This is a genomic window from Arthrobacter sp. P1_A5 (assembly GCF_056406825.1).
Window position 1 is genome coordinate 1 of sequence record NZ_JBFTZL010000052.1, and the last position, 20,604, is coordinate 20,604.

The window sequence follows — 20,604 nt, forward strand, 5'->3', positions numbered from 1 at the left end:
CCGCGTTCTACGCCGCGTGCCGGCAGCTCACGGAGGCTCTTTGGCCCACCATGACCGCGCCGCTGCTGGCGCGGTCCGACGCGCGGGCCCTCGCCGCCCGGGCGGGGGCCGACGCGGCGTGGGAGGCCATGATCGAACATCCCATCGGACAGGCGATCCGCCGGGAGCTGGGCAGCGACCTGGTCCGCGGTGTGGTCCTGACGGATGCGCTGATCGGTACCTTCGCCCGGGCTGACGATGAGGACCTGCAGCAAAACATCTGCTTCCTCTACCACCTGATCGGCGGCGGGACGGGGGACTGGGACGTACCGGTCGGCGGCATGGGCGCGGTCTCCGGCGAGTTGGAGCGGGCCGCGCGCGACGCCGGTGCGACCATCCTGACCTCCGCGGAAGTCACCGCCGTCCGGCCCGGCGGYGCCGTGGGCTACCGCCACGGCGGGCAGGACCACTCGGCAACTGCCCGGTGGGTGCTGTCCAATGTGGCGCCGGTGGTCCTCGACCGGCTGCGCGGCCTGCCTGCCGCCGGCTTGTCAGCCATCGCCCCGGCCATTTCAGCGGTCGCCGCCACCAACCCGAACCACCGCCGCGAGGGCGCGCAGGTCAAGGTCAACCTGCTGCTCAAACGCCTCCCCCGGCTGCTGGACGGTTCCGTGAGCCCCGAGGCCGCGTTCGGCGGGACGTTCCACATCAACGAGACCTGGTCCCAGCTCGACGCCGCCTACAGCACCGCCGCGGCCGGATCCGTGCCCTCGCCGCTGCCGTGCGAAATCTACTGCCACTCGCTGACCGACCCCAGCATCCTGTCCCCGGAGCTGCAGGCCGCCGGCGCCCAGACGCTGACCGTCTTTGGCCTGCACGTCCCGGACCGGCTGGTCACGGCGGAGAACAATGAGGACCGCCGCGCCGAACTGCAGGCGGCCGTCCTGGCCTCCCTGAACTCCGTCCTGGCCGAGCCCGTCGAGGATCTGCTCCTGACCGGTCCGGACGGGCGGCCCTGCATCGAAACCAAGACCACCCTGGACATTGAACGCGCCGTCGGGATGCCCCGCGGCAATATCTTCCACGGCGGCCTCGACTGGCCGTTCGTGGAGGACGGCGAACCGCTGGACACACCGGCGCGCCGCTGGGGCGTGTCCACGGACGATCCGCAGATCCTGCTCTGCGGCTCCGGTGCCCGCCGCGGCGGCGCCGTCAGTGCGATCGGCGGACACAACGCCGCCATGGCCGTGCTGGAATCGGAACAACCGCTGAGCCATGGGTGAACCAGTGCAATGGGTGAAACAGTGCAATGGATGAGCCGGCGCTATGGGGTGAACCGGACCGTGGGGACACGCGCATGAACGCCTCCCAGCGGGGCGCGGACCCGGCCGGGGGCAGCTGGAGCCCGCGGCTGGCCCTGCTGGTGGCCGCGACGTTCTTCATGGAATTCCTCGACGGGACCGTCCTGACCACCGCCATACCCAGTATCGCCGCCGATTTCGCGGTGCCTGCCGCCGACGTGAACATCACCATGACCGCCTACCTGATGACGGTGGCGATGGGCATCCCGCTCAGCGGCTGGCTCGCGGAGCGGCTCGGTGCCCGCCGGGTGTTCTGCCTCGCCATCGCCATCTTCACGGCCGCGTCACTGCTCTGCGCGCTCAGCCAGGACCTGACCATGCTCACGCTGAGCCGTGTCCTGCAGGGTGCCGGCGGCGCCATGATGGTCCCGGTGGGCACGCTGGTGGTGCTCCGCGGCACCCCGAAGAAGGATCTGCTGCGCGCGACGGCCTACCTCGTGTGGCCCGGGCTGCTGGCCCCGGTCCTCGCCCCGCTGGTGGGCGGAGCGCTGACGACCTACCTGTCCTGGCACTGGATCTTCCTGGTCAACCTCCCCCTGGGCCTGGCGGCCTTCCTGGCCGCGCTGCGCCTGGTACCCCCAGTCCGCGGCGACAGCACGCGGCGCCTGGACTGGCTCGGACTGGTCCTGACCACGCTCGGGGTGGGATCCCTGCTGGTTGGCCTGGAATTGATGGGCGGCCGGGACGCCGGACTGCTGGCGGTCGCGGCGATCGCTGCGGGCCTGCTGTTCCTGGCCGCCGCCGCGGCCTGGATGCGGCGGACCAGCACGCCGCTGTTCAATCTGTCTGTCTTCGGCACGCGGACGTTCCGCGCGACGGCGACGGGAGGCTTCGTGTACCGCCTGACCATCAGCGCGGTGCCGTTCCTGCTGCCGCTGATGTTCCAGGTCGGTTTCGGCTGGGACCCGCTGCGCGCCGGGGCGATGGTGTCGGCCGTGTTCGTGGGGAACATCGGGATCAAGCCCGCCACGACGCCCCTGATCCGGCGTTTCGGGTTCAAGCCCGTCCTGGTGTTCGCGTCTCTGGCCTCCGCAGCCACTTTTGCGCTGTGCGCGCTGCTCGACGCCGGCACGCCGGAACCGCTGATTGTCGCGGTGCTCGTGGCCAGCGGGGCGTTCCGCTCGATCGGATTCTCGGCGTACGCGTCCGTGCAGTACGCCGACGTCGTCCCGGCCCAGCTGCCGTCCGCCAACGCAGTCTCCGCGACGCTCGTGCAGCTCGCCACCGCGGCCGGGATCGCGGTCGGGGCACTCCTGTTGCGGGTCTTCGAGGCAGGCAGCCGCGCGGGATCCACGGGGGTCGCCGGTGATCCGGCGGCGCCGTACCGGGCGGCGTTCCTGGCCATCGCGGTCCTGATGCTCCTGAGCACCCTGGACAGCCTGGCGCTCCCCCGCCACGCCGGTGCGGAGGTCAGCCGGCCTGGCCCAGCACCAGCGGCAGAACGGCGCCGGCGCCCGCGAGCCTGAGGGCCCGCCCGGAGACGGTCAGGGTCCAGCGGCTGTCCACGAGGTCGTCCACCAGCATGACGCTCTGGCCACGGATTCCGGCCAGGGCCTCCTCCAGCTCCGGTCCCACCACCAGGCGGTCCCAGACGCCGGCGAGCCGGTAGGCGCTGTTCCCGCCGCGGCCGCCGGTGGGTCCGCCGTGGTTGAGCTGCAACTGGCCCAGATATGGGATGCGGCCGATCTCCGAGATCCCGCGGGCCAGGGAATCCACCAGCAACGGCTTCCCGCGGGAGGGCAGGCTGATGATCGCGGCAGGCCGGCCGGCCCCGCTCCAGCCAGCGGTCCGGGCATCTCCGGTGCCCCACTCCCGGAGCACCTGGACGCAGGCCTGCAGCATACCCGGGTCCACGGGCCGGTCGGGCGCACCGGCGGCGAAGGCCTCCCGCAGGGCCCCGCCCCAGCCAAGGTCCGTCAGACGCGCCAGCACCCGGCCGTCCGCGAGGGCCTCATCCGGCTTGATCTTGCCCTTGACCGGCACGCCAAGGCGGTCCATGCCGCTGGGCCACTGCAGCCGCGGTTCCAGGGCGACGCCGGCCCGGCGCAGGGTCTGCCCGGCGGTCTCCGTGGCGTCCTCGGCGATGTCGGCGCGGAACCAGCGGCCCGCGCAGTTGTCGCAGCGGCCGCAGGCGCGGGCCGTTTCATCGTCCAGCACCGAGGTGATGTATTCCATCCGGCAGCCGGCCGTGTCCTGGTAGATGACCATCGAGTCCTGTTCATCCACCCGGGCCTCGGCGATCCGGCCGTACCGCTCGGCGTCGTAGTTCCACGGCTGTCCCGTGGAACGCCAGCCGCCGCCGACGCGTTCGACGGCGCCGTCCACTGCCAGGACTTTCAGCAGCAGCTCCAGCGGGGTGCGGCGGAGGTCCACCCGGGCCTCGAGTGCCACCGTGGACACCGCCGTGCCTGCCTCGGCGAGGGCCGTCAGGACCGCGGCAGCCTTCTCCTCGGACGGCATGGACGCCGTGGCGAAGTACTGCCAGATGTCGCGGTCCTCGGATCCCGGCAGCAGCAGGACGTCGGCGTTCGCCGCACCACGGCCGGCACGGCCCACCTGCTGGTAGTAGGCCACCGGCGACGACGGCGCGCCCAGGTGCACGACGAAGCCGAGGTCCGGCTTGTCGAAACCCATGCCGAGGGCGGAGGTGGCCACGAGCGCCTTGACCTGGTTGTCCTTCAGGAGCTGCTCGGCGCGTTCCCGGTCCGCGGGGTCGGTGCGGCCGGTGTAGGCGAGGACCTCGTGCCCCGCCTCGGCCAGGAGSCGGGCGGTGTCCTCGGCSGCGGACACGGTGAGGGTGTAGATGATGCCGCTGCCCTGCAGRTCCTGCAGGTGGGTCAGCAGCCAGCCGAGGCGTTCGCGGGAATCGGGCAGGGTCAGGACACCGAGCCGGAGCGAATCCCGGCCCAGGGCGCCACGGATGGTGAGCACGTCCTTGCCGAGCTGTTCCTCGATGTCATGCACCACCCGGGAGTTGGCCGTGGCGGTGGTGGCGAGCACCGGGACCGTGTCCGGGAGCTGCGTGATGAGGTCCGCGATGCGCCGGTAGTCGGGGCGGAAGTCGTGGCCCCAGTCCGAGATGCAGTGGGCCTCGTCAATCACCAGCAGCCCGGTCCGGCGGACGAGCTCGGGCAGCTGGTTTTCCCGGAAGGACGGGTTGGTGAGTCGTTCCGGCGAGACCAGCAGGACGTCCACTTCATCGGCAGCGAGCTGCTCGCGGATAGTGTCCCAGTCCAGCTGGTTTGCGGAGTTGATCGCCACCGCCCGCACCCCGGCCCGCGCCGCGGCCGCGACCTGGTCCCGCATGAGGGCCAGGAGCGGGGACACGATCAGGGTGGGCCCGGCGCCGCGGCGGCGCAACAGCAGGGAGGCGACAAAGTACACGGCCGACTTCCCCCAGCCGGTGCGCTGGACCACCAGGGCCCGCCTGCCGCCGTCGACCAGGGCCTCAATGGCCTCGAACTGGCCGTCATGGAACTCGGCTTCAGGATGGCCCACGAGCTCCCGCAGTACACTCTGGGCCTGTTCCCGGGTAGAGGATGTGGTGCCGGCTAGGGCAGTGCTGGAAAGGGCGTTCTGGTTACTGGCCATTGCTTCAGTATCCCAGCCCCCTCCGACAGCCACGAAGCCGGTACCCGCTATGTGCACAATCCAGGCGTGTTGACGAGGGTGCGGACAGTCCGGCGCTTCAGGGCCGCAACGTAAGATAAGACGCGTGAATACGGATAAGACAAAGACCTTTGACCTCTCGACCTCGTTCAAGGCCTACGACGTGCGCGGAATCGTGGGGCAATCCATCACCGCGGAGATCGTCGAAGCCGTCGGTGCCGCCTTCGTCGACGTCCTGGAACTCACAGGGCAGACCGTGCTGGTGGGCGGGGACATGCGCCCCTCTTCCCCCGAGTTCGCCAAAGCCTTCGCGAACGGCGCAGCCACCCGCGGCGCCAACGTCCAGCTGCTGGACCTGATCTCCACCGACGAGCTCTACTACGCGTGCGGGGCCCTCAACGCCGCCGGCGCCACGTTCACCGCGAGCCACAACCCGGCCGAATACAACGGCATCAAGATGGCCAAGGCCGGCGCCGTGCCGATCTCCTCCGAAACCGGGCTCATGGAAATCCAGGCCCGCGCCGAGGAATACCTCAACGCTGGCGCCATCCCCGCGGCCGGCAGCACTGGCCTGATTGGCGTGCAGGACGTCCTCAAGGGCTACGCGGAGTACCTGCGGTCCCTGGTGGACCTGCGCGGTTCCCGGCCGCTGAAAGTTGTGGTGGATGCCGGCAACGGCATGGCCGGTCTCACCACCCCGGCCGTGCTTGGCGATGCCCTGCTGCCCAAACTTCCGCTGGAGATCGTGCCGCTGTACTTCGAGCTCGACGGATCCTTCCCGAACCACCCGGCCAACCCGCTGGAGCCGGAAAACCTCCGCGACCTGCAGGCCGCCGTCGTCGAACACGGCGCGGACATCGGCCTGGCCTTCGACGGCGACGCCGACCGCTGCTTCGTGATCGACGAGAAGGGCGAGCCTGTCTCGCCGTCGGCCATCACCGGCATGGTGGCCCGCCGCGAAATCGCCCGCGCCCAGGGCCTCGGTGAAGACACGCCCACCGTCATCCACAACCTGCTGACCTCCCGCGCGGTTCCCGAACTCGTTGAACGCCACGGCGGCCGGCCCGTCCGCACGCGCGTGGGGCACTCCTTCATCAAGGCCGTCATGGCCGCGGAAGGGGCCATCTTCGGCGGGGAACACTCGGCCCACTTCTACTTCCGCGACTTCTGGAATGCGGACACCGGCATGCTGGCCGCCATGCACGTCCTCGCCGCCCTGGGCGAACAGGAGGGCCCGCTCTCCGAACTCGGCCGCGAATACGAGCCGTACCGGTCATCCGGTGAGATCAACTCGGAAATCGAGGACAAGGCCGCCGCGGTCGAGCGGGTCCGCGAGGACTTCCACAACGAGGACGTCGAGGTCGACTACCTCGACGGCAGCACCTTCATCGCCACCGACGGCAGCTACTGGTTCAACCTGCGCCCGTCCAACACCGAACCGTTCCTGCGCCTCAACGTTGAAGCCACGGACGCCGCCACCATGGAACGCGTCCGCGACCGCGTCCTGGCGCTGGTCCGGGGCTAGCGGTGGCAGTACACCCGGAAGAATCCGCCAACACCGGATCCTGGCGCGAATCCGTGCCGGACGCCAGCGCCACGGACCTGGAGAACCTGCTCGGCACCGGCGTCGGTGCCGCGCAGGAGCAGCTGGAACGCAACGGCGGCTTCCTGCCCTTCGCCCTGGTGGTGCAGAACGACGGCGAAGTCCGGCTGGTGGCCGTCACACCCGCGGACGCGAGCGACGGATCGGACGCCGACTTCGACGCGGACGCCATGATCCGGGACCTCCACGAGCTGCTCCGGCAGCACCGGGAGGAGTTCCGGGCCGCCGCCGTCGTCTGCGACATCACGCTGCTCGAGGAAGACTCGGACGCCATCCACGTCGCGGCAGAGCACCAGGACGGCTCCCTGTTCGCCGCCGTACTGCCCTACGCCGCGAACGCCGGGACGCACGAACTCGAGTTCGGCCAGCTGGCCGCCGATACCAACGAGCCCGCCGTCTGGGTGGACTAGACCGCCCTTAGGCTGGGGATATGAAGATCAATGCGTTCGCCGATGTGAGCCTTCGCGCTTTGCTGGTGCTCGCGGCCGTTCCGGACGGCGGGCTCCTGACCACCCAGAGCATCGCTGACGCTGTCGGCACGCCGTACAACCACGTCAGCAAGGCGATGGCGAAGCTGCGCGCACTGGGCCTGATCGACGTCGAACGCGGCCGCAACGGCGGATCCCGGCTCAGCAGCGCGGGCCGGACCGCAACGGTCGGCCAGCTGCTGCGGCAACTCGACACCCGCCTGGACCCGGCCGACTGCGTCGCCACGGGCGGGACGTGCCCACTCATCACCGAATGCCGGCTCCGGGCCGCGCTGGCCCGAGCCCGCGAAGCCTTCTACGGCGAACTCGACGGGATCGTGATCGCGTCACTGCCGACCTCCCGGCAGATGGCGCCCGTCTTTGCAGCGATCGGGCTGCGCCCGGGGCTTTAAGCGGCCCGGCAGGTTCGGGCCGCTTACCGGCGGGAATCCGGCCCAATCTGGGGAAAACCTTTGGTTTGGCGTCCAAACGCCCTTCCTGGCGGGCCTGCCCATTGACTTCAAGCAGGCACGGGGTGACAAAGTACCCCTAGGGAACGTCACCAAGCCGGTATTTTTTGTCTTTCCGGCCAGTCGAAGGCCGCTGATGAAAAGTATCCGCTGGTTTGGCGCTGCCGGCGCCGCGGCGCTCCTACTGACGTTCATCACCGCCCCCAAACACTGACCGGCGCGATCCTGCGCATCCGCACCACCAGGCCTCCGCCGGCTCCGCCAACACCCTCAACGTCCGCTCAGCGGCCGACTCCTGGTCCGAGACCGGCACCCTCTACGCCAACCGCCCCGCGGTTTCCGGGCCCACCCTCGGGTCCCTGCCCGGCGGCACGGCCGCCGACACGGCCTACGACATTCCCCTGGACACCAGCCTGATGACCGGCTGAACCGGGTCCCGGACCCTGGCCCTGACCGGCACCGACAGCTCCTGGTTCTGGTCACGCCAGGCCTCCGCCACGCTGCGCTCCACCCTCACCTACACGGACGGAACCCCGCCCGACACCACCGCACCCGGCGCGCCCGGGACCCTGGCCGCCACAGCCACCGGAACCACCATCGCCCTGTCCTGGACCGCGGCGACCGACAACACCGGCGTCACTGGCTACACCGTCCACCGCTCCACCGCTCCACCGCGGCAGGCTTCACCCCCGCCACCACCAGCAGAATCGCCGACACCACCGGGCTCAGCTACACCGACACCAACCGCCCCGCCGGAACCTGGTACTACCGCGTCACCGCCACCGACGCCGCCGGCAACACCGGCCCCGGCTCCAACGAAGCCACCGCCACCACCCAACCCGGTGCCGGCGGGACTGCGACCGTGCTGGCTGTCGGCGACATCGCCTGTGCCCCCGGCTCAGTTGTCACCACCTCGGCGTGCCGCCATGGCGACGTGGCCGCGGTGGTCGCGGCCCAGTCGCCCGACAGGTTCATCGCCCTTGGGGACCTTCAGTACCAGAACGCCACCCTTGCCGAGTTCATGGGGGCCGGCGGCGGCGCTCTCCCCCGACCGGGATCCGGTCCTTTACCGCGGGCGCCGGCGGGGCGGATCTCCAGGCGTTGTCGGCCAACACCGACCCCCTCCTGACCGCAATGGTGGCCCGTGGCCGAAGCGCCTTCGGGCCGCTCAAATTGACCCTGAACGCGACGTCCTACTCCTGGCAGTTCCTCCCCCTTCCCGGCATGACGTTGACGAACGTGGGCACTACCGGTTCCTTGTCCGGCAGCGACACTTGCCACTGACACCCGCCTGCGCCCGCCGCCGCCACGCCCGGAAGCTCGTCGATTTGGAATAGATTTCTACGCAGTGTAGAACTGAGGCATAGATATTCGTATTTGAAATGCAAGTATCGCCGCGGGCCCGACTGAAGAAGCCGGGCCACTACCTCAGGAGTCAACATGCTCTCGGACAAGTCCTTCCCCGTCATCGAGGCCACCCTGCCGCTGGTCGGTTCCCGGATCGGGGCCATCACCCCCAAGTTCTACGCCCGCCTCTTCGCCGCCCACCCCGAACTGCTGGACGGCCTGTTCAGCCGCTCCAACCAGCGCTCGGGCAATCAGCAGCAGGCCCTGGCCGGAAGCATCGCCGCCTTCGCCAGCCACCTGGTGAACAACCCGGACACCCTGCCGGAGACCGTGCTGTCCCGGATCGCGCACCGCCACGCTTCCCTCGGCATCACCGAACCGCAGTACCAGGTGGTCTACGAGCACCTCTTCGCCGCCATCGCCGAGGACCTGGCCGAGGTCATCACCCCGGAAATCGCCGAAGCCTGGACCGAGGTCTACTGGCTCATGGCTGACGCCCTCATCAAGCTCGAGAAGGGCCTCTACGCCGCACAGGCCAACGCCAAGATGTGGACCCCCTGGAAGGTTGCCGCCAAGACCCCGGCCGGCACCGGTTCCATGACCTTCACCCTGGAACCGGCCGACGACACCCCCATCACCGCGGCGCTGCCGGGCCAGTACGTCAGCGTCAAGGTCACGCTTCCGGACGGGCTCCGCCAGGTCCGCCAGTACTCCCTCTCCGGCGACGCCGGCACCAGCCGCAGCTTCACCACCAAGCTCGACGACGGCGGCGAGGTCTCCCCCGTGCTGCACAACAACGTGGCCGTGGGCGACGTCATCGAAATCTCCAACCCCTACGGCGAAATCACACTCGCGGCGGGCGACGGCCCCGTGGTCCTGGCCTCGGCCGGCATCGGCTGCACGCCCACGGCGTCCATTCTGCGCTCCCTGGCCGAGTCCGGCTCGGACCGCCAGGTCCTGGTCCTGCACGCCGAAAGCACCCTGGACAGCTGGGCGCTGCGCTCCCAGATGACGGACGACGTCGAACGCCTGGACGGCGCCGACCTGCAGCTCTGGCTCGAGCAGCCCGAAGCCGGTTCCAACGCGGGCTTCATGTCCCTGCGCGAGGTGGACCTCCCGGCCAACGCCTCCCTCTACCTGTGTGGCCCGCTGCCGTTCATGAAGAACATCCGCAACGAGGCCATCAACGCCGGCATCCCGGCCACGAAGATCCACTACGAGGTCTTCGGCCCGGACATCTGGCTCGCCAGCTAAAACACTCATCAACAGCGGCCCCGCACCTCTTCGTGAAGGTGGGGGGCCGCCGTCGTGAAGCGGTGCCCGCGGAGCCCGCACAGAGCGCGTCAGCCCGCCGCCGGCACCCCGGTGATCGCGTGGCCGAAGCGCAGGAGGTTGCCGGGGTCGTACGTGGACTTCGCGGACCGCATCCGCTCATATACCTCAGGAGACCACGCCCGGGCCCGGTCCTCCTCGTCGCCCGGCTCGCCATGGAAATTGACCAGCGTGTACCCGGTGGAGTGGGGAGCCATCGCGGCCAGGATCCCGCTGATGGAGGCCGATACGGCCTCGGCAAGGGGCGGTATCTTGAACCCGACGAGGAACAGCAGGAAGGCCGCGTCCCGCCCCGACACGGCGTCCGGCAACGCATCCGGCACTGCAGCAGTCCGCGCCAGCGCCCCACCGAGCGGCCGGACCTCCACCAGCAGCAGCGGGCAGTCCGAACCGTCCCCGGTGAGCTCGAGCAGGTCAGCCACGGCATCGTCGCCGAAATCCTTCAGGAGCGCGCCGCCGTCCATGAAGGGCAGCGGGTCCGCCGGGTCCATGTGGATCTGGTCAACGTCGAGGTAGCTCATGGGCCCGGCCGTGTCCATCAACGGGGTCGAGACCGCCCGCATCGGGGCCAGCAGCGCGTCGCCGGCCTCGCGCTTGCCCAGGAAGGCAAAGCGCAGGTGCACGACGAACTGGTTCCGCAGCGGCTCGGGAACGAAGTCCATATCCGGAAGCCGCAGCAGCGAGATCGAGGGTGAGGCATCTTCGGGCAGCGTGGGCAGCCAGTGGCGGAAGGCAGCCAGGACGGTGGCCGCATCTGCCCCGGGATAGATGATGCCGCCGCCGTAGAAGTCACTGAACGGAAAGAGACTGAACTCGAGGGCGGTCACGATCCCCAGGTTGCCCTTGCCGCCGCGCATCAGTGCAAACAGCTCGGCCTCGGCGTCGGCGTCGATCCGCCGCAGCGCGCCGTCGGCCGTGACAATCTCCATGCTGCGGACAKGGTCCGCCGCGAAGCCGTGCGCGCGGCCGAGCACGGGCAGCCCGCCGCCGAGCGTGTAGCCGACGACGCCGACGTCGGTGCTGGAACCGTGCAATCCGACGAGCCCGTGCGGCACGCTGGCCTCCAGGAGGGTGCGCCACTTCACCCCGGCGCCGACGCGTGCGGTGCGTTCATCCGGATCGATCTGCAGGTCCTGCAGCCTGCGCGTGTTGATGAGCAGGCCGCCATCGATCGCCGATTCGGCGCCGTGACCGGTGGACTGGACGGACACGGGAAGCCTGCGCTCGGCCGCCCATTTAACCGCGGCCACGACGTCCCGGGCATCTGCGGCCCCCAGAACGACGTCGGGCCGGTGCACTGTTGCGACGTTGAAGGCGAACGTCTCCTCCGCGAATTCGGGGCTGTCCGGCAACGCGACCGGGCCGCTGACAGCGCTGGACAAAGCATCGATGTCGTCGTTGACAAGCATGAGGAACTCCTGAATCTCGCTTACCGCGAGCAGGTCGGGGGCGCGGCCGCACCCGCCCGGAATGCCCCCAGCGCACGCTCCAATCGGCGGCCGGCCCGGCTGATGGAATGCGGACAAGCCTAGGGATCCGGCCTGACGCGGCCTAGGGACCTAAGTCCCGGCGTCACGCACCCAACGAAAACGGCGGCCCCGCATCTTCCGGGAAGATGCGGGGCCGCCGTCGCTATTGCACTGTTATAGGTGCTGTTGTGCCGGCTGCTACTGCTCGGCAGCCATGCGCTCCTTCAGCCCTGCGAGTTCGGCGCGCAGCGCCTCGGGCAGCGAGCTGCCGAAGTTGGCGAACCACTCCTCGATCGAGGCCAGCTCGGTGGTCCACTCCGCGGGGTCGACGCGGACGGCCTCTTCAACCTGGGCCGGGGTCATGTCCAGGCCCTTGAGGTCGATCGCGTCAGCGGTGGGGACGAACCCGATGGGGGTCTCCACGGCGTCGGCCTTGCCCTCGAGGCGTTCGATGGCCCACTTCAGGACCCGGGCGTTGTCACCGAATCCGGGCCAGGCGAATCCGCCCTCGGAATTGCGGCGGAACCAGTTGACCAGGAAGATCTTGGGCAGCCGCTCCGGGTTAGCCTTCGCGGACAGGTTGACCCAGTGGTTCAGGTAATCGCCTGCGTCGTAGCCGATGAAGGGCAGCATGGCCATCGGATCCCGGCGGACAACGCCCACGGCACCGGCTGCCGCGGCGGTGGTCTCCGAGGACAGGGTGGAGCCCATGAAGATGCCGTTGGACCAGCTGCGCGCCTCGGTGACCAGCGGGATGGTGGTCTTGCGGCGGCCGCCGAACAGGATCGCGGAAAGCTCCACGCCGTTCGGGTTGTAGTACTCCTCGGCCAGCATGTCGATCTGGTCGATCGGCGTGCAGAAGCGGGAGTTCGGGTGGGCGGCGGGCTTGTCCGAATCCGGGGTCCAGGAGTTGCCCTGCCAGTCGGTCAGGTGCGCGGGCACCTCGTCGGTCATGCCCTCCCACCACACACCGCCGTCGTCCGTCAGGGCGACGTTGGTGAAGATGCTGTGGCCCTTGGCGATGGCGCGCATCGCGTTGGGGTTGGTGCCCCAGCCAGTGCCCGGAGCCACGCCGAACAGGCCGGCCTCGGGGTTGACGGCGCGGAGCTCGCCTTCCTTGCCGAACCGCATCCAGGTGATGTCGTCCCCGAGGGTTTCGACCTTCCAGCCCTCGATGGTCGGATCCAGCAGGGCGAGGTTGGTCTTGCCGCAGGCCGACGGGAAGGCGGCGGAGATGTAGTAGTTCTTCTGCTCCGGCGAGGTCAGCTTGAGGATGAGCATGTGCTCGGCAAGCCAGCCTTCGTCGCGGGCCATCACCGAGGCGATGCGCAGGGCGTAGCACTTCTTGCCGAGCAGGGCGTTGCCGCCGTAGCCGGAGCCGAAGGACCAGATGGAGCGCTCCTCCGGGAAGTGGACAATCCACTTGTCCGGGTTGCAGGGCCACGGGACATCGGCCTGGCCGGGGGCCAGCGGGGCGCCCAGGGAGTGCAGTGCGGGGACGAAGAACGCGTTGGTAGCGGTGATCTTGTCCAGGACCTTGGTGCCGATGGTGGCCATGATGCGCATGGAGGCCACAACGTAGGCACTGTCGGTGATTTCGACGCCGAACTTGGGGTCCTCGGCGTCCAGGTGGCCCATCACGAAGGGGATCACGTACATGGTGCGGCCGCGCATGGAGCCGGCGAACAGGCCGCGCAGCTTTTCCTTCATCTGCGCGGGGGCCATCCAGTTGTTGGTGAAGCCGGCGTCGTGCTCCTTCTCGGAGCAGATGAAGGTCTGCTCTTCGACCCGGGCCACGTCGGCGGGGTCGGAGAACGCCGCGAACGACTTGGGGAAGAGGTCCTCGTTCAGCCTGGTCAGGGTGCCTGCGGCAACGAGCTCGTCGGTCAGCCGGGTGTTTTCCGCTTCCGACCCGTCAACCCAGTAGATCCGGTCCGGCTGGGTCAGTTCAGCCACCTCTTCTACCCATGCCAGCAGACCGGCATGTGTGGTGGGTGCCTTTTCAAGCAACGGCAGTCGCGCCAGATCTCCCATTACGGTTCCCTTCCTCGGGTTCAGTGGTGTGTCCTAAATGCTAGGGCTCGGCAGGGGGCCCATTTCGGGCCCGGACGTGGGATGACCGGGGCGGAGCAATTCAAAAACCGCGGAAATTCAAGGAACTGGCCGGCCATCATCCCTCCTTTTTGTGACTAAGGTCACGTAGACCGGTCTAGTCGGCTAGATTACACCCGTTTCGATTTGTAACTGGGCCCGGGCTCGCGTAAAGTAATTCGAGGTTCGGGGAGAGAGAAGTTCTCCAAGAGCCGAGAATGCGCCCATAGCTCAGCTGGATAGAGCGTCTGTCTACGGAACAGAAGGTCAGGGGTTCGAATCCCTTTGGGCGCACAGATGAAGATCCGCCCCGGTTCGCCGGGGCGGATCTTTTGCTTTAACCGCCTACTGCCCTAGGCGCCAGGGCGCCGGGCCGGCTGCCTTAGGCGGCGGGCTGGGCGCCGGCGGCAGCCGTTGGGCCGGAGCGGCCCGGCCGCAGGGCTCAGGCCGTGGTCCGGACGATGATGGTGCGGATGTCGTCGAAATGCGTGCTGAGCCGCTCGGAGGCGAGGGCCTTGTCCGCCGTTGCGACCGCCTCATAGATCCCCCGGTGCACTGCGGCCGTTGCCTGCAGGTCGACGGCGTACGGTCCGCCGAGTTCGAGGTGGATCCGGCGGTAGACCTTCCAGAAGACGTCCATCAGGCTGATCAGCAGGTCGTTGTTCAGCGGCTCGAAAAGCCTGCGGTGGAACTCCGCGTCGGCCTCGATGAAGGGCTCCCCCGCGTCGGCCAGCGCTTCCATGCGGTTCACGGACTCCTCCACGGCGGCCAGCTGTTCTGCGCTGATCCGGTCCATGGCGGCGCCGACCAGGCCGGATTCGAGTGCTTGCCGGACCTCCACGAGCTGCAGGGCTTCCTCTCCCTGATGGCGCAGCGACAGCCGGGCGCGGAAAGTGAGCCCATCGGTCAGGGCCTCGAAATTGCTCGGCGCCACGAACATGCCGAATCCGTGGCGGATCTCAATGACGCCCAGCGCCTGGAGCGCCTTCAAGGACTCCCGCAGGGTGTTGCGGCCGACGCCAAGTGCCGCCGTCAGCTCGTTTTCGGTCGGCAGCGGGTCGCCGGGAACCAGGTCGCGTTCCAGGATCAGCTCCAGGATGTCCGACTGGAGCGCCCGGAGCCGGGCCTGGGCGCTGAACCTTGCCAGCGGTATGGCCGGGCCTGTTGTCATGTTGCGTGCGGCCATGGCCGCCTCCTCCCCCAAGTATGGTCCCAACAGTATCGACCGTCCCCCGTCCTGCAAAGGGTTCGGCCCGGCACATTACGCCGGAAGCCCGCATCGCCGGCGCCCGGAGCTCCCCCGGATGCGGCCATGGCCCCGGCGTAGGCTGGTGCCATGACGGCACAGATTGAGCGGGAATTCGATGTCATTGTGATCGGCGCCGGGGCCGTGGGCGAGAATGTGGCGGACCGTGTGGTCCGCGGCGGCCTGACAGCAGTGCTCATCGAGGCGGAGCTGGTCGGCGGCGAGTGCTCGTACTGGGCCTGCATGCCTTCGAAGGCGCTCCTGCGGCCGGGCACTGCGCTGCATGGCGCGCAGACGGTCCCCGGCGCCCAGGAAGCGGTCACCCGCACCCTGGATCCGGCAGCCGTGCTGAAGCGCCGGGATTACTTCACCTCGAACTGGCAGGACGACAGCCAGGTCAAGTGGGTGGAGGAGACAGGCATCGAACTGATCCGCGGCCACGGCTGGATCACCGCCCCGCGGCACGTCGAGGTGGCCGGGCTGGACGGCAACAGCTACGCACTCACGGCCCGGCACGCCGTGGTGGTCGCYACGGGCTCCGCCCCGAACCAGCCGCCGGTCGAGGGGCTTCACGACGTCGAGTACTGGACCACCAGGGAGGCGACCTCAGCCCGCGCGGTTCCCGCGCGGCTTGCGGTCCTCGGCGGCGGCGTTGCCGGCGTCGAACTCGCCCAGGCCTATGCCCGGCTTGGTTCGTCCGTGACGCTCGTGGCCCGCGGCGGGCTCCTGGGCGTTTTCCCGGAACAGGCCGCAGACCTGGTCGCTGCCGGCCTGCGCGCCGATGGCGTGGACCTGCGCCTGCACACCGGTACGCGGAGCGTGCATGAGAACGACGACGGCTCCCTTACCGTAATGCTCGACGGCGGCCCCAAGTGCGGCCCCACGGGCGGCCCCACGGACGGCCCGGGCGCCGGTCCCGCTAACGGCACGGCCCATGGCGCCACGATCACGGCGGACAAGCTGCTCGTCTCCACCGGCCGGCACCCCGCCCTTGAGGGACTCGGCCTGGACAGCGTCGGCCTCCCGGCACCCGAGGGCGGGACCCTGCGGCTCACCACCGATTCCACCGGACTAGTCCACCACGCCACCGAGAACGATGTGTCCGGCAACCCCTGGCTTTACGCAGCCGGCGACGCCGCCGGACGGGCCATGCTGACGCACCAGGGCAAGTACGGTGCCCGGGCCACCGGAGACGCCATTGCCGYCCGGGCCAAGGGCGAACTCCGCGGCGAGCCGGCACCGTGGAGCCGCTTTGCCCAGACGGCCTCCGAGCACGCTGTGCCGAACGTGGTGTTTACCGATCCGGAACTGGCGAACGTCGGCCGGACCATGGCGCAGGCGGAGCAGGACGGCTTCCGGGCCTCCGCCGTGGAACTCCCCATCCAGGTGGCCGGCTCCTCCCTGCATGCCGAACACTACGAAGGGTGGGCGCAGCTGGTCATCGACGAGGACCGAAAGGTGCTGCTGGGCGCCACGTTCGCCGGCCCGGATGTCGCTGAACTCCTGCACGCAGCCACCATTGCCGTGGTGGGGGAAGTCCCGCTGGACCGGCTGTGGCACGCCGTGCCCTCCTATCCGACCATCAGCGAAGTCTGGCTCCGCCTGCTGGAAAGCTATGGCCTGTGACCCGTTGATCACAAGCGACTATTTCTATTTGAACTGACCGGTCAGTTCGGTTAGCCTTGAAGCAGACTAGACCCTGCGAAAGGCTTACATGCTCTCCGTGCAACAGCTCCGTGTGAACGGGCGCCGGAATGACCTGCTCCCACCCACGTCCCTTGAGGTACGTGCCGGGGAGCTGCTCTTGGTTGAAGGCGACGGCCAGGACCAGCGAACAGCCCTGGCCCTCACACTCAGCGGCCGGATGAAGCCCTCCGGGGGGGTGCTCAGCTGGGACGGAAATTCCAGGATTAAGCGCCTCCGGTTGGCCAGTGCACTGGTGGACTCCCCCGGTGTCAACGAGCCCGAACAGCATCTCAGCGTGGGCGACCTCGTCACCGAGGACCTCGCGCTCATCCCCCGGCGCTATCGGGGTGCTCTGCTGAGCAAACCCTGGCTCAAGGTCAACCGCTTCGAGGACATTGCCGGCCTCTGGACCGAACAGATTCCGGCCCGGCGACGCGTCGAACTGCTCACCGCCCTTGCCCTGGCCAACCCCGGAACAGATCTGCTGGTGGTCGATTCTCCGGACAGGCACAGCGCAGATCCCGCGGACTGGCTTCCCAGGCTGGAAGATCTGGCGCACGACGGCGGCCGGCCGCTCGCCGTCGTCGTCACCGTCGCGGCACTGCCGGACGGCTGGACCGGGCTCTCCGCCGCAATCGGGAACGCCGTTGAGGCTGCCGCCGCAACGGTTTCCGTCGTTGACGCATCCGCGGACCCCTCCCAGCCGGATGCGCAGGAGACGGAAAGCCATCCCGCGAAACACCGGAACCCTGAACACATCCCGTTCGAAACCGAGGCCCTAAAGTGACTGTTCTGCGGCTGGCCCGCTCCGAGCTCAAGCGCATGACTGGCGGGCTCCTGCCCAAACTGACCATCCTGGCGCTGACCATGGTGCCTTTGCTGTACGGGGCGGTGTACCTCTACGCCAACTGGGATCCGTACGGGAACCTGGACCAGATCGACGCCGCCTTGGTAGTGGAGGACACCGGCGCGTCCGCCAGCAACGGGACCCGGCTCGAGGCCGGGAAAAAGGTCGCCGACAGCCTCGTGGACGGCCACGTCTTCAACTGGCAGAAAGTCACCACCGCCGCGGAAGCGGACCAGGGCGTGAGCAGCGGCAAGTACGCGTTCGCGCTCAAGATTCCCAAGGACTTCTCGGCCAACCTGGTCTCCCCGGGCAGCTTTGACGCCGCGAACCAAGCCATGCTGAATGTCACCACCAACGATGCCAACAACTACGTCCTCAGCAACATCGTGGACAAGCTGACCGCTGCCGTGCATTCGACGGTTGCCAAGGAGGTGGGCGAGGAGACTGCGAACCAGCTCCTGACGGGCTTCGGCACAATCCATACTCAGATAGTCCAGGCCGCCGACGGGGCCGGAAAACTCTCCGCCGGCGTTGCCAGGCTCCGGGACGGGGCAGTCAGTTTGCATTCCGGGACGAGCCAGCTGAACGGCGGAGTCGCAGAACTCGCCGCCGGTCAGATGAAGCTGCGCGATGGCGCCAACCAGCTCAGTTCCGGCGCCGGCCAGCTCAGCGCCGGYCTGACGCAGCTGAAGGACAGGACGGCCACACTCCCTGCCGACTCGCAGAAACTCGCGGACGGCGCCGCGCAAGTCGCGGCGGGAAACGCGGCACTGAACACGAAAGTCCAGGACGTCGTCGGGCAACTCAGCGCTGCTGACAAGGGCCTCCGGGACCGTGTGGTGCAATCCAACAGCCGTCTGATTGCCGCCGGGATCATCACCCCCGACCAGGCCGGCAAAATCCTGGCCGATTTCGATACCGCCGCAGCCTCAAGCCCGGTGGCCGATGCGAAGTCCAGAATCCAAACGGATGCAGCCCAGATCCAGCAGCTTGCCGACGGGTCCGCCGCCGTAAGTTCCGGGGCGGCCAAACTTGCGGGAGCAACGCCGGCCCTGACTGATGCCATCTCAAAGGCTTCAGCCGGCGCCAACCAGCTCTCAGCTGGCTCGGCGGCGCTGGCCGCGGGCGAGCAGAGCGCTGTCGACGGAACTGCCAGGCTCGCAGATGGCGCCCGGCAGCTCGACGATGGGGCGGCCCAGCTGGAAGACGGCGCCCGCACGGCCTCCGACGGCGCCGCCACCCTGGCCTCGGAGCTGGACAAGGGAGCCGGGAAGATCCCCAATCCCGATGACGCCCAGAAGAACAGCCTGTCCAAGGTGATCGCGGACCCTGTCGCCGTCAGCGACGTCTCTCAGGCCAAGGCAGCGTCGTACGGTGCCGGCCTGGCGCCATTCTTCCTAACCCTGGCCCTGTGGATCGGCGTATTCATGCTGGTCCAGGCCATGCGGCCCATCACCCAACGCGCACTGGCGTCCAACGCCCCGTCATGGAAGATCGCCGTCGGCGGCTGGCTGCCGTTCTTTGCCGTTTCAGTCATCCAGGCCACGCTGCTCACCCTCGTGGTGGACCTGGGCCTGGGCCTCAAGCCCGCCCACCCGGTGCTGATGTGGTTGTTCATGTTGGCGGCCGCCATGGCCTTCAGTGCCATCATCCAGGGCGTCGTGGCCCTGCTGGGAACTCCCGGGAAATTCGTGGTGCTTATCCTGCTGGTCCTGCAGCTGGTTTCCTCCGGCGGAACCTTCCCGTGGCAAACCACCCCGCAGCCGCTGCACTTTGTCCACGAGGCACTGCCTATGGGTTATGTGGTGGCCGGCATGCGGCACCTGATCTACGGCGCGGACCTTTCCTTGATCGTGCCCACGGTGGTTGGCCTCCTTGGGTACACTGTGCTCGGGGCGGCGCTTTCCACGCTGGCCGTTCACAAGCACAAGTTCTGGACCCTGAAGTCCCTAAAACCGGAGATCGCCGTATGAGCACAGTGGACGCCGGGAAAAAGCTCCGTCCGGCCCGCACGAACGCCACTAAACAGAAACTGTTCGAGGCGTCCATGGAACTGATCGGGGAGCGCGGCGCGGCGGGCGTGACGGTGGACGAGATCGCCACGGCCGCCGGGGTGTCCAAAGGCACGGTGTATTACAACTTTGGCAGCAAGTCGGACCTGATCGCCCAGCTGCTGCGCCACGGCGTGGACATCCTGCTGGCGCGGCTGCTGAGTGTCCGCGACGGCTCCGCCGACCCCCTCGCCGCCATGGAGGAAATGATCGGCCAGGCCATGGACTTCATGGCCGAATACCCGTCCTTCGCCCGGCTTTGGGTCAGCGAGAGCTGGCGCACCCCCAGCGAATGGCAGGACACCTTCGCCGAGCTCCGCGGGCGCCTGCTCGCGGTGATCGGCTCTGCCATCGACGGCGTCGCCGCCGTCTACCCCGTGGATTCCGCCGTTTCCCGGGGCAGCCTGGAAACGGCAATCTTTGGGGCCTGCTTCGTGGTCGGACTGGACCGCCAGACGTACAACCCGGAGCGCACCAGGGAGCAGAGTGTGGCCGCAATCATGGCCTCCATGCGCGGCTACGTCGTGAAGCAGCCGCAAGCTCAGGCATGATTGTTCACATGCGTCACATGGGTACCAACGGGAAAGTCGCCATCGGAGCGTTTCTCACTGCCCTGGCACTTCTGGTCCTGACCGGAATCACCCTGCAAGAGTGGGTGCTGGTGTGGTTCGTCGGGGCTGCCGCGACGGCATATGTGGCCTGCGTGGCGGAGGTGGTGGTCCGGCGCCGGCACAAGACTTTGGCCGCGAGCGGGGTCGGCAGCATCCTCTTCATCGCGTTCGGGGTCGCTTTCCTGCGTCAGTGGGGGCTGGCCTTCAACCCCGATCCCGACGCCCTGTCCACGCGCGTCGATTCTGAGCATCCGGATTTGTACTTCTATCTGGCCGTGGCCGCCGGAGCCGTCACCTTACTGTTGCTGTTTGCCGGCACCGTCCTGCCCGGCAGGAGCCACGGCCGGCGTTCCCCGGGCCGTGCTCCGCGACGCCGCCCGTCGCCCGCCGCGCGGGGAGCGGGGGCCAGGTCTGCGAATCCGAGGCCTTCCACAC

The 20,604-nt window shown here is 68.6% G+C and carries 14 protein-coding genes, 1 tRNA gene and 2 pseudogenes; 13 read left to right on the forward strand and 4 right to left on the reverse strand.

The genetic code is table 11. The features are described 5' to 3' along the window. Positions 1-1,262: phytoene desaturase family protein (locus AC1D1S_RS09900; RefSeq protein WP_476994337.1), on the forward strand; the 1,262-nt coding region annotated here is incomplete at its 5' end. Positions 1,263-1,336: 74 nt separating this feature from the next. Next, positions 1,337-2,806: an MFS transporter gene (locus tag AC1D1S_RS09905; RefSeq protein ID WP_476994338.1), complete on the forward strand. Its 1,470-nt coding sequence runs from the start codon at positions 1,337-1,339 to the stop codon at positions 2,804-2,806. Here the strand turns inward: AC1D1S_RS09905 and AC1D1S_RS09910 are convergent. Beyond that, positions 2,751-4,931 (reverse strand): RecQ family ATP-dependent DNA helicase, encoded by a 2,181-nt coding sequence (locus AC1D1S_RS09910; RefSeq protein WP_476994339.1) that lies wholly within the window; start codon positions 4,929-4,931, stop codon positions 2,751-2,753. The two genes, AC1D1S_RS09905 and AC1D1S_RS09910, sit on opposite strands and share 56 nt — an antisense overlap. Before the next feature lie 124 nt (positions 4,932-5,055). Here AC1D1S_RS09910 and AC1D1S_RS09915 point away from each other — a divergent pair, with 124 nt between their 5' ends. From AC1D1S_RS09915 to AC1D1S_RS09935, 5 genes and pseudogenes are all read left to right on the forward strand, one after another. After that, positions 5,056-6,474, forward strand: a complete 1,419-nt coding sequence (locus AC1D1S_RS09915; RefSeq protein WP_476994340.1) for a phosphomannomutase/phosphoglucomutase — start codon at positions 5,056-5,058, stop codon at positions 6,472-6,474. 2 nt (positions 6,475-6,476) lie between these two features. Then, the gene (locus AC1D1S_RS09920; RefSeq protein WP_028278122.1) at positions 6,477-6,962 is read left to right on the forward strand and encodes a hypothetical protein; all 486 of its coding nucleotides are present in this window, start codon (positions 6,477-6,479) and stop codon (positions 6,960-6,962) included. A 20-nt stretch (positions 6,963-6,982) separates the two neighbouring features. Next, positions 6,983-7,432 (forward strand): RrF2 family transcriptional regulator, encoded by a 450-nt coding sequence (locus AC1D1S_RS09925; protein ID WP_028278121.1) that lies wholly within the window; start codon positions 6,983-6,985, stop codon positions 7,430-7,432. 311 nt (positions 7,433-7,743) lie between these two features. Further along, positions 7,744-7,917: pseudogene (locus tag AC1D1S_RS09930) on the forward strand (hypothetical protein); the annotation flags it as partial. Between the two features lie 1,012 nt (positions 7,918-8,929). Continuing rightward, positions 8,930-10,090: a globin domain-containing protein gene (locus tag AC1D1S_RS09935; protein WP_243181823.1), complete on the forward strand. Its 1,161-nt coding sequence runs from the start codon at positions 8,930-8,932 to the stop codon at positions 10,088-10,090. Between the two features lie 89 nt (positions 10,091-10,179). Here AC1D1S_RS09935 and AC1D1S_RS09940 read toward each other — a convergent pair whose 3' ends face one another. Together AC1D1S_RS09940 and AC1D1S_RS09945 are read right to left on the reverse strand one after the other, a co-directional pair. Continuing rightward, positions 10,180-11,577, reverse strand: coding sequence for an FAD-binding oxidoreductase (locus tag AC1D1S_RS09940; protein WP_476994341.1), 1,398 nt, complete (start codon positions 11,575-11,577; stop codon positions 10,180-10,182). 258 nt (positions 11,578-11,835) lie between these two features. Continuing rightward, positions 11,836-13,671, reverse strand: coding sequence for a phosphoenolpyruvate carboxykinase (GTP) (locus tag AC1D1S_RS09945; protein WP_476994342.1), 1,836 nt, complete (start codon positions 13,669-13,671; stop codon positions 11,836-11,838). Between the two features lie 277 nt (positions 13,672-13,948). Between AC1D1S_RS09945 and AC1D1S_RS09950 the strand changes: the two genes are divergently transcribed. Beyond that, positions 13,949-14,022: transfer RNA gene (locus AC1D1S_RS09950), tRNA-Arg, on the forward strand. 148 nt (positions 14,023-14,170) lie between these two features. Here the strand turns inward: AC1D1S_RS09950 and AC1D1S_RS09955 are convergent. Then, entirely contained in the window at positions 14,171-14,899 is a 729-nt protein-coding gene (locus AC1D1S_RS09955) for a FadR/GntR family transcriptional regulator (RefSeq protein WP_028275178.1), read from the reverse strand. Between the two features lie 165 nt (positions 14,900-15,064). Between AC1D1S_RS09955 and AC1D1S_RS09960 the strand changes: the two genes are divergently transcribed. From AC1D1S_RS09960 to AC1D1S_RS09980, 5 genes and pseudogenes are all read left to right on the forward strand, one after another. After that, positions 15,065-16,600, forward strand: a complete 1,536-nt coding sequence (locus AC1D1S_RS09960; protein WP_476994343.1) for a dihydrolipoyl dehydrogenase family protein — start codon at positions 15,065-15,067, stop codon at positions 16,598-16,600. 88 nt (positions 16,601-16,688) lie between these two features. Then, the gene (locus tag AC1D1S_RS09965; protein WP_476994344.1) at positions 16,689-17,447 is read left to right on the forward strand and encodes an ABC transporter ATP-binding protein; all 759 of its coding nucleotides are present in this window, start codon (positions 16,689-16,691) and stop codon (positions 17,445-17,447) included. Then, entirely contained in the window at positions 17,444-19,480 is a 2,037-nt protein-coding gene (locus AC1D1S_RS09970) for a YhgE/Pip family protein (RefSeq protein ID WP_476994345.1), read from the forward strand. The genes AC1D1S_RS09965 and AC1D1S_RS09970 overlap by 4 nt, the downstream gene beginning before the upstream one ends. After that, positions 19,477-20,109, forward strand: coding sequence for a TetR/AcrR family transcriptional regulator (locus AC1D1S_RS09975; RefSeq protein ID WP_476994346.1), 633 nt, complete (start codon positions 19,477-19,479; stop codon positions 20,107-20,109). Before AC1D1S_RS09970 ends, AC1D1S_RS09975 begins: the two co-directional genes overlap by 4 nt. A 17-nt stretch (positions 20,110-20,126) precedes the next feature. After that, positions 20,127-20,604: pseudogene (locus AC1D1S_RS09980) on the forward strand (hypothetical protein); the annotation flags it as partial.

What these genes read in the sequence shown, in the direction of transcription:
- AC1D1S_RS09905 (WP_476994338.1), top strand. Translation starts at nt 1,337, where the DNA reads ATGAACGCCTCCCAGCGGGGCGCGGACCCGGCCGGGGGCAGCTGGAGC.
- AC1D1S_RS09925 (WP_028278121.1), top strand. Translation starts at nt 6,983, where the DNA reads ATGAAGATCAATGCGTTCGCCGATGTGAGCCTTCGCGCTTTGCTGGTG.
- AC1D1S_RS09935 (WP_243181823.1), top strand. Translation starts at nt 8,930, where the DNA reads ATGCTCTCGGACAAGTCCTTCCCCGTCATCGAGGCCACCCTGCCGCTG.
- AC1D1S_RS09945 (WP_476994342.1), bottom strand. Translation starts at nt 13,671, where the DNA reads ATGGGAGATCTGGCGCGACTGCCGTTGCTTGAAAAGGCACCCACCACA.
- AC1D1S_RS09955 (WP_028275178.1), bottom strand. Translation starts at nt 14,899, where the DNA reads ATGACAACAGGCCCGGCCATACCGCTGGCAAGGTTCAGCGCCCAGGCC.
- AC1D1S_RS09965 (WP_476994344.1), top strand. Translation starts at nt 16,689, where the DNA reads ATGCTCTCCGTGCAACAGCTCCGTGTGAACGGGCGCCGGAATGACCTG.
- AC1D1S_RS09975 (WP_476994346.1), top strand. Translation starts at nt 19,477, where the DNA reads ATGAGCACAGTGGACGCCGGGAAAAAGCTCCGTCCGGCCCGCACGAAC.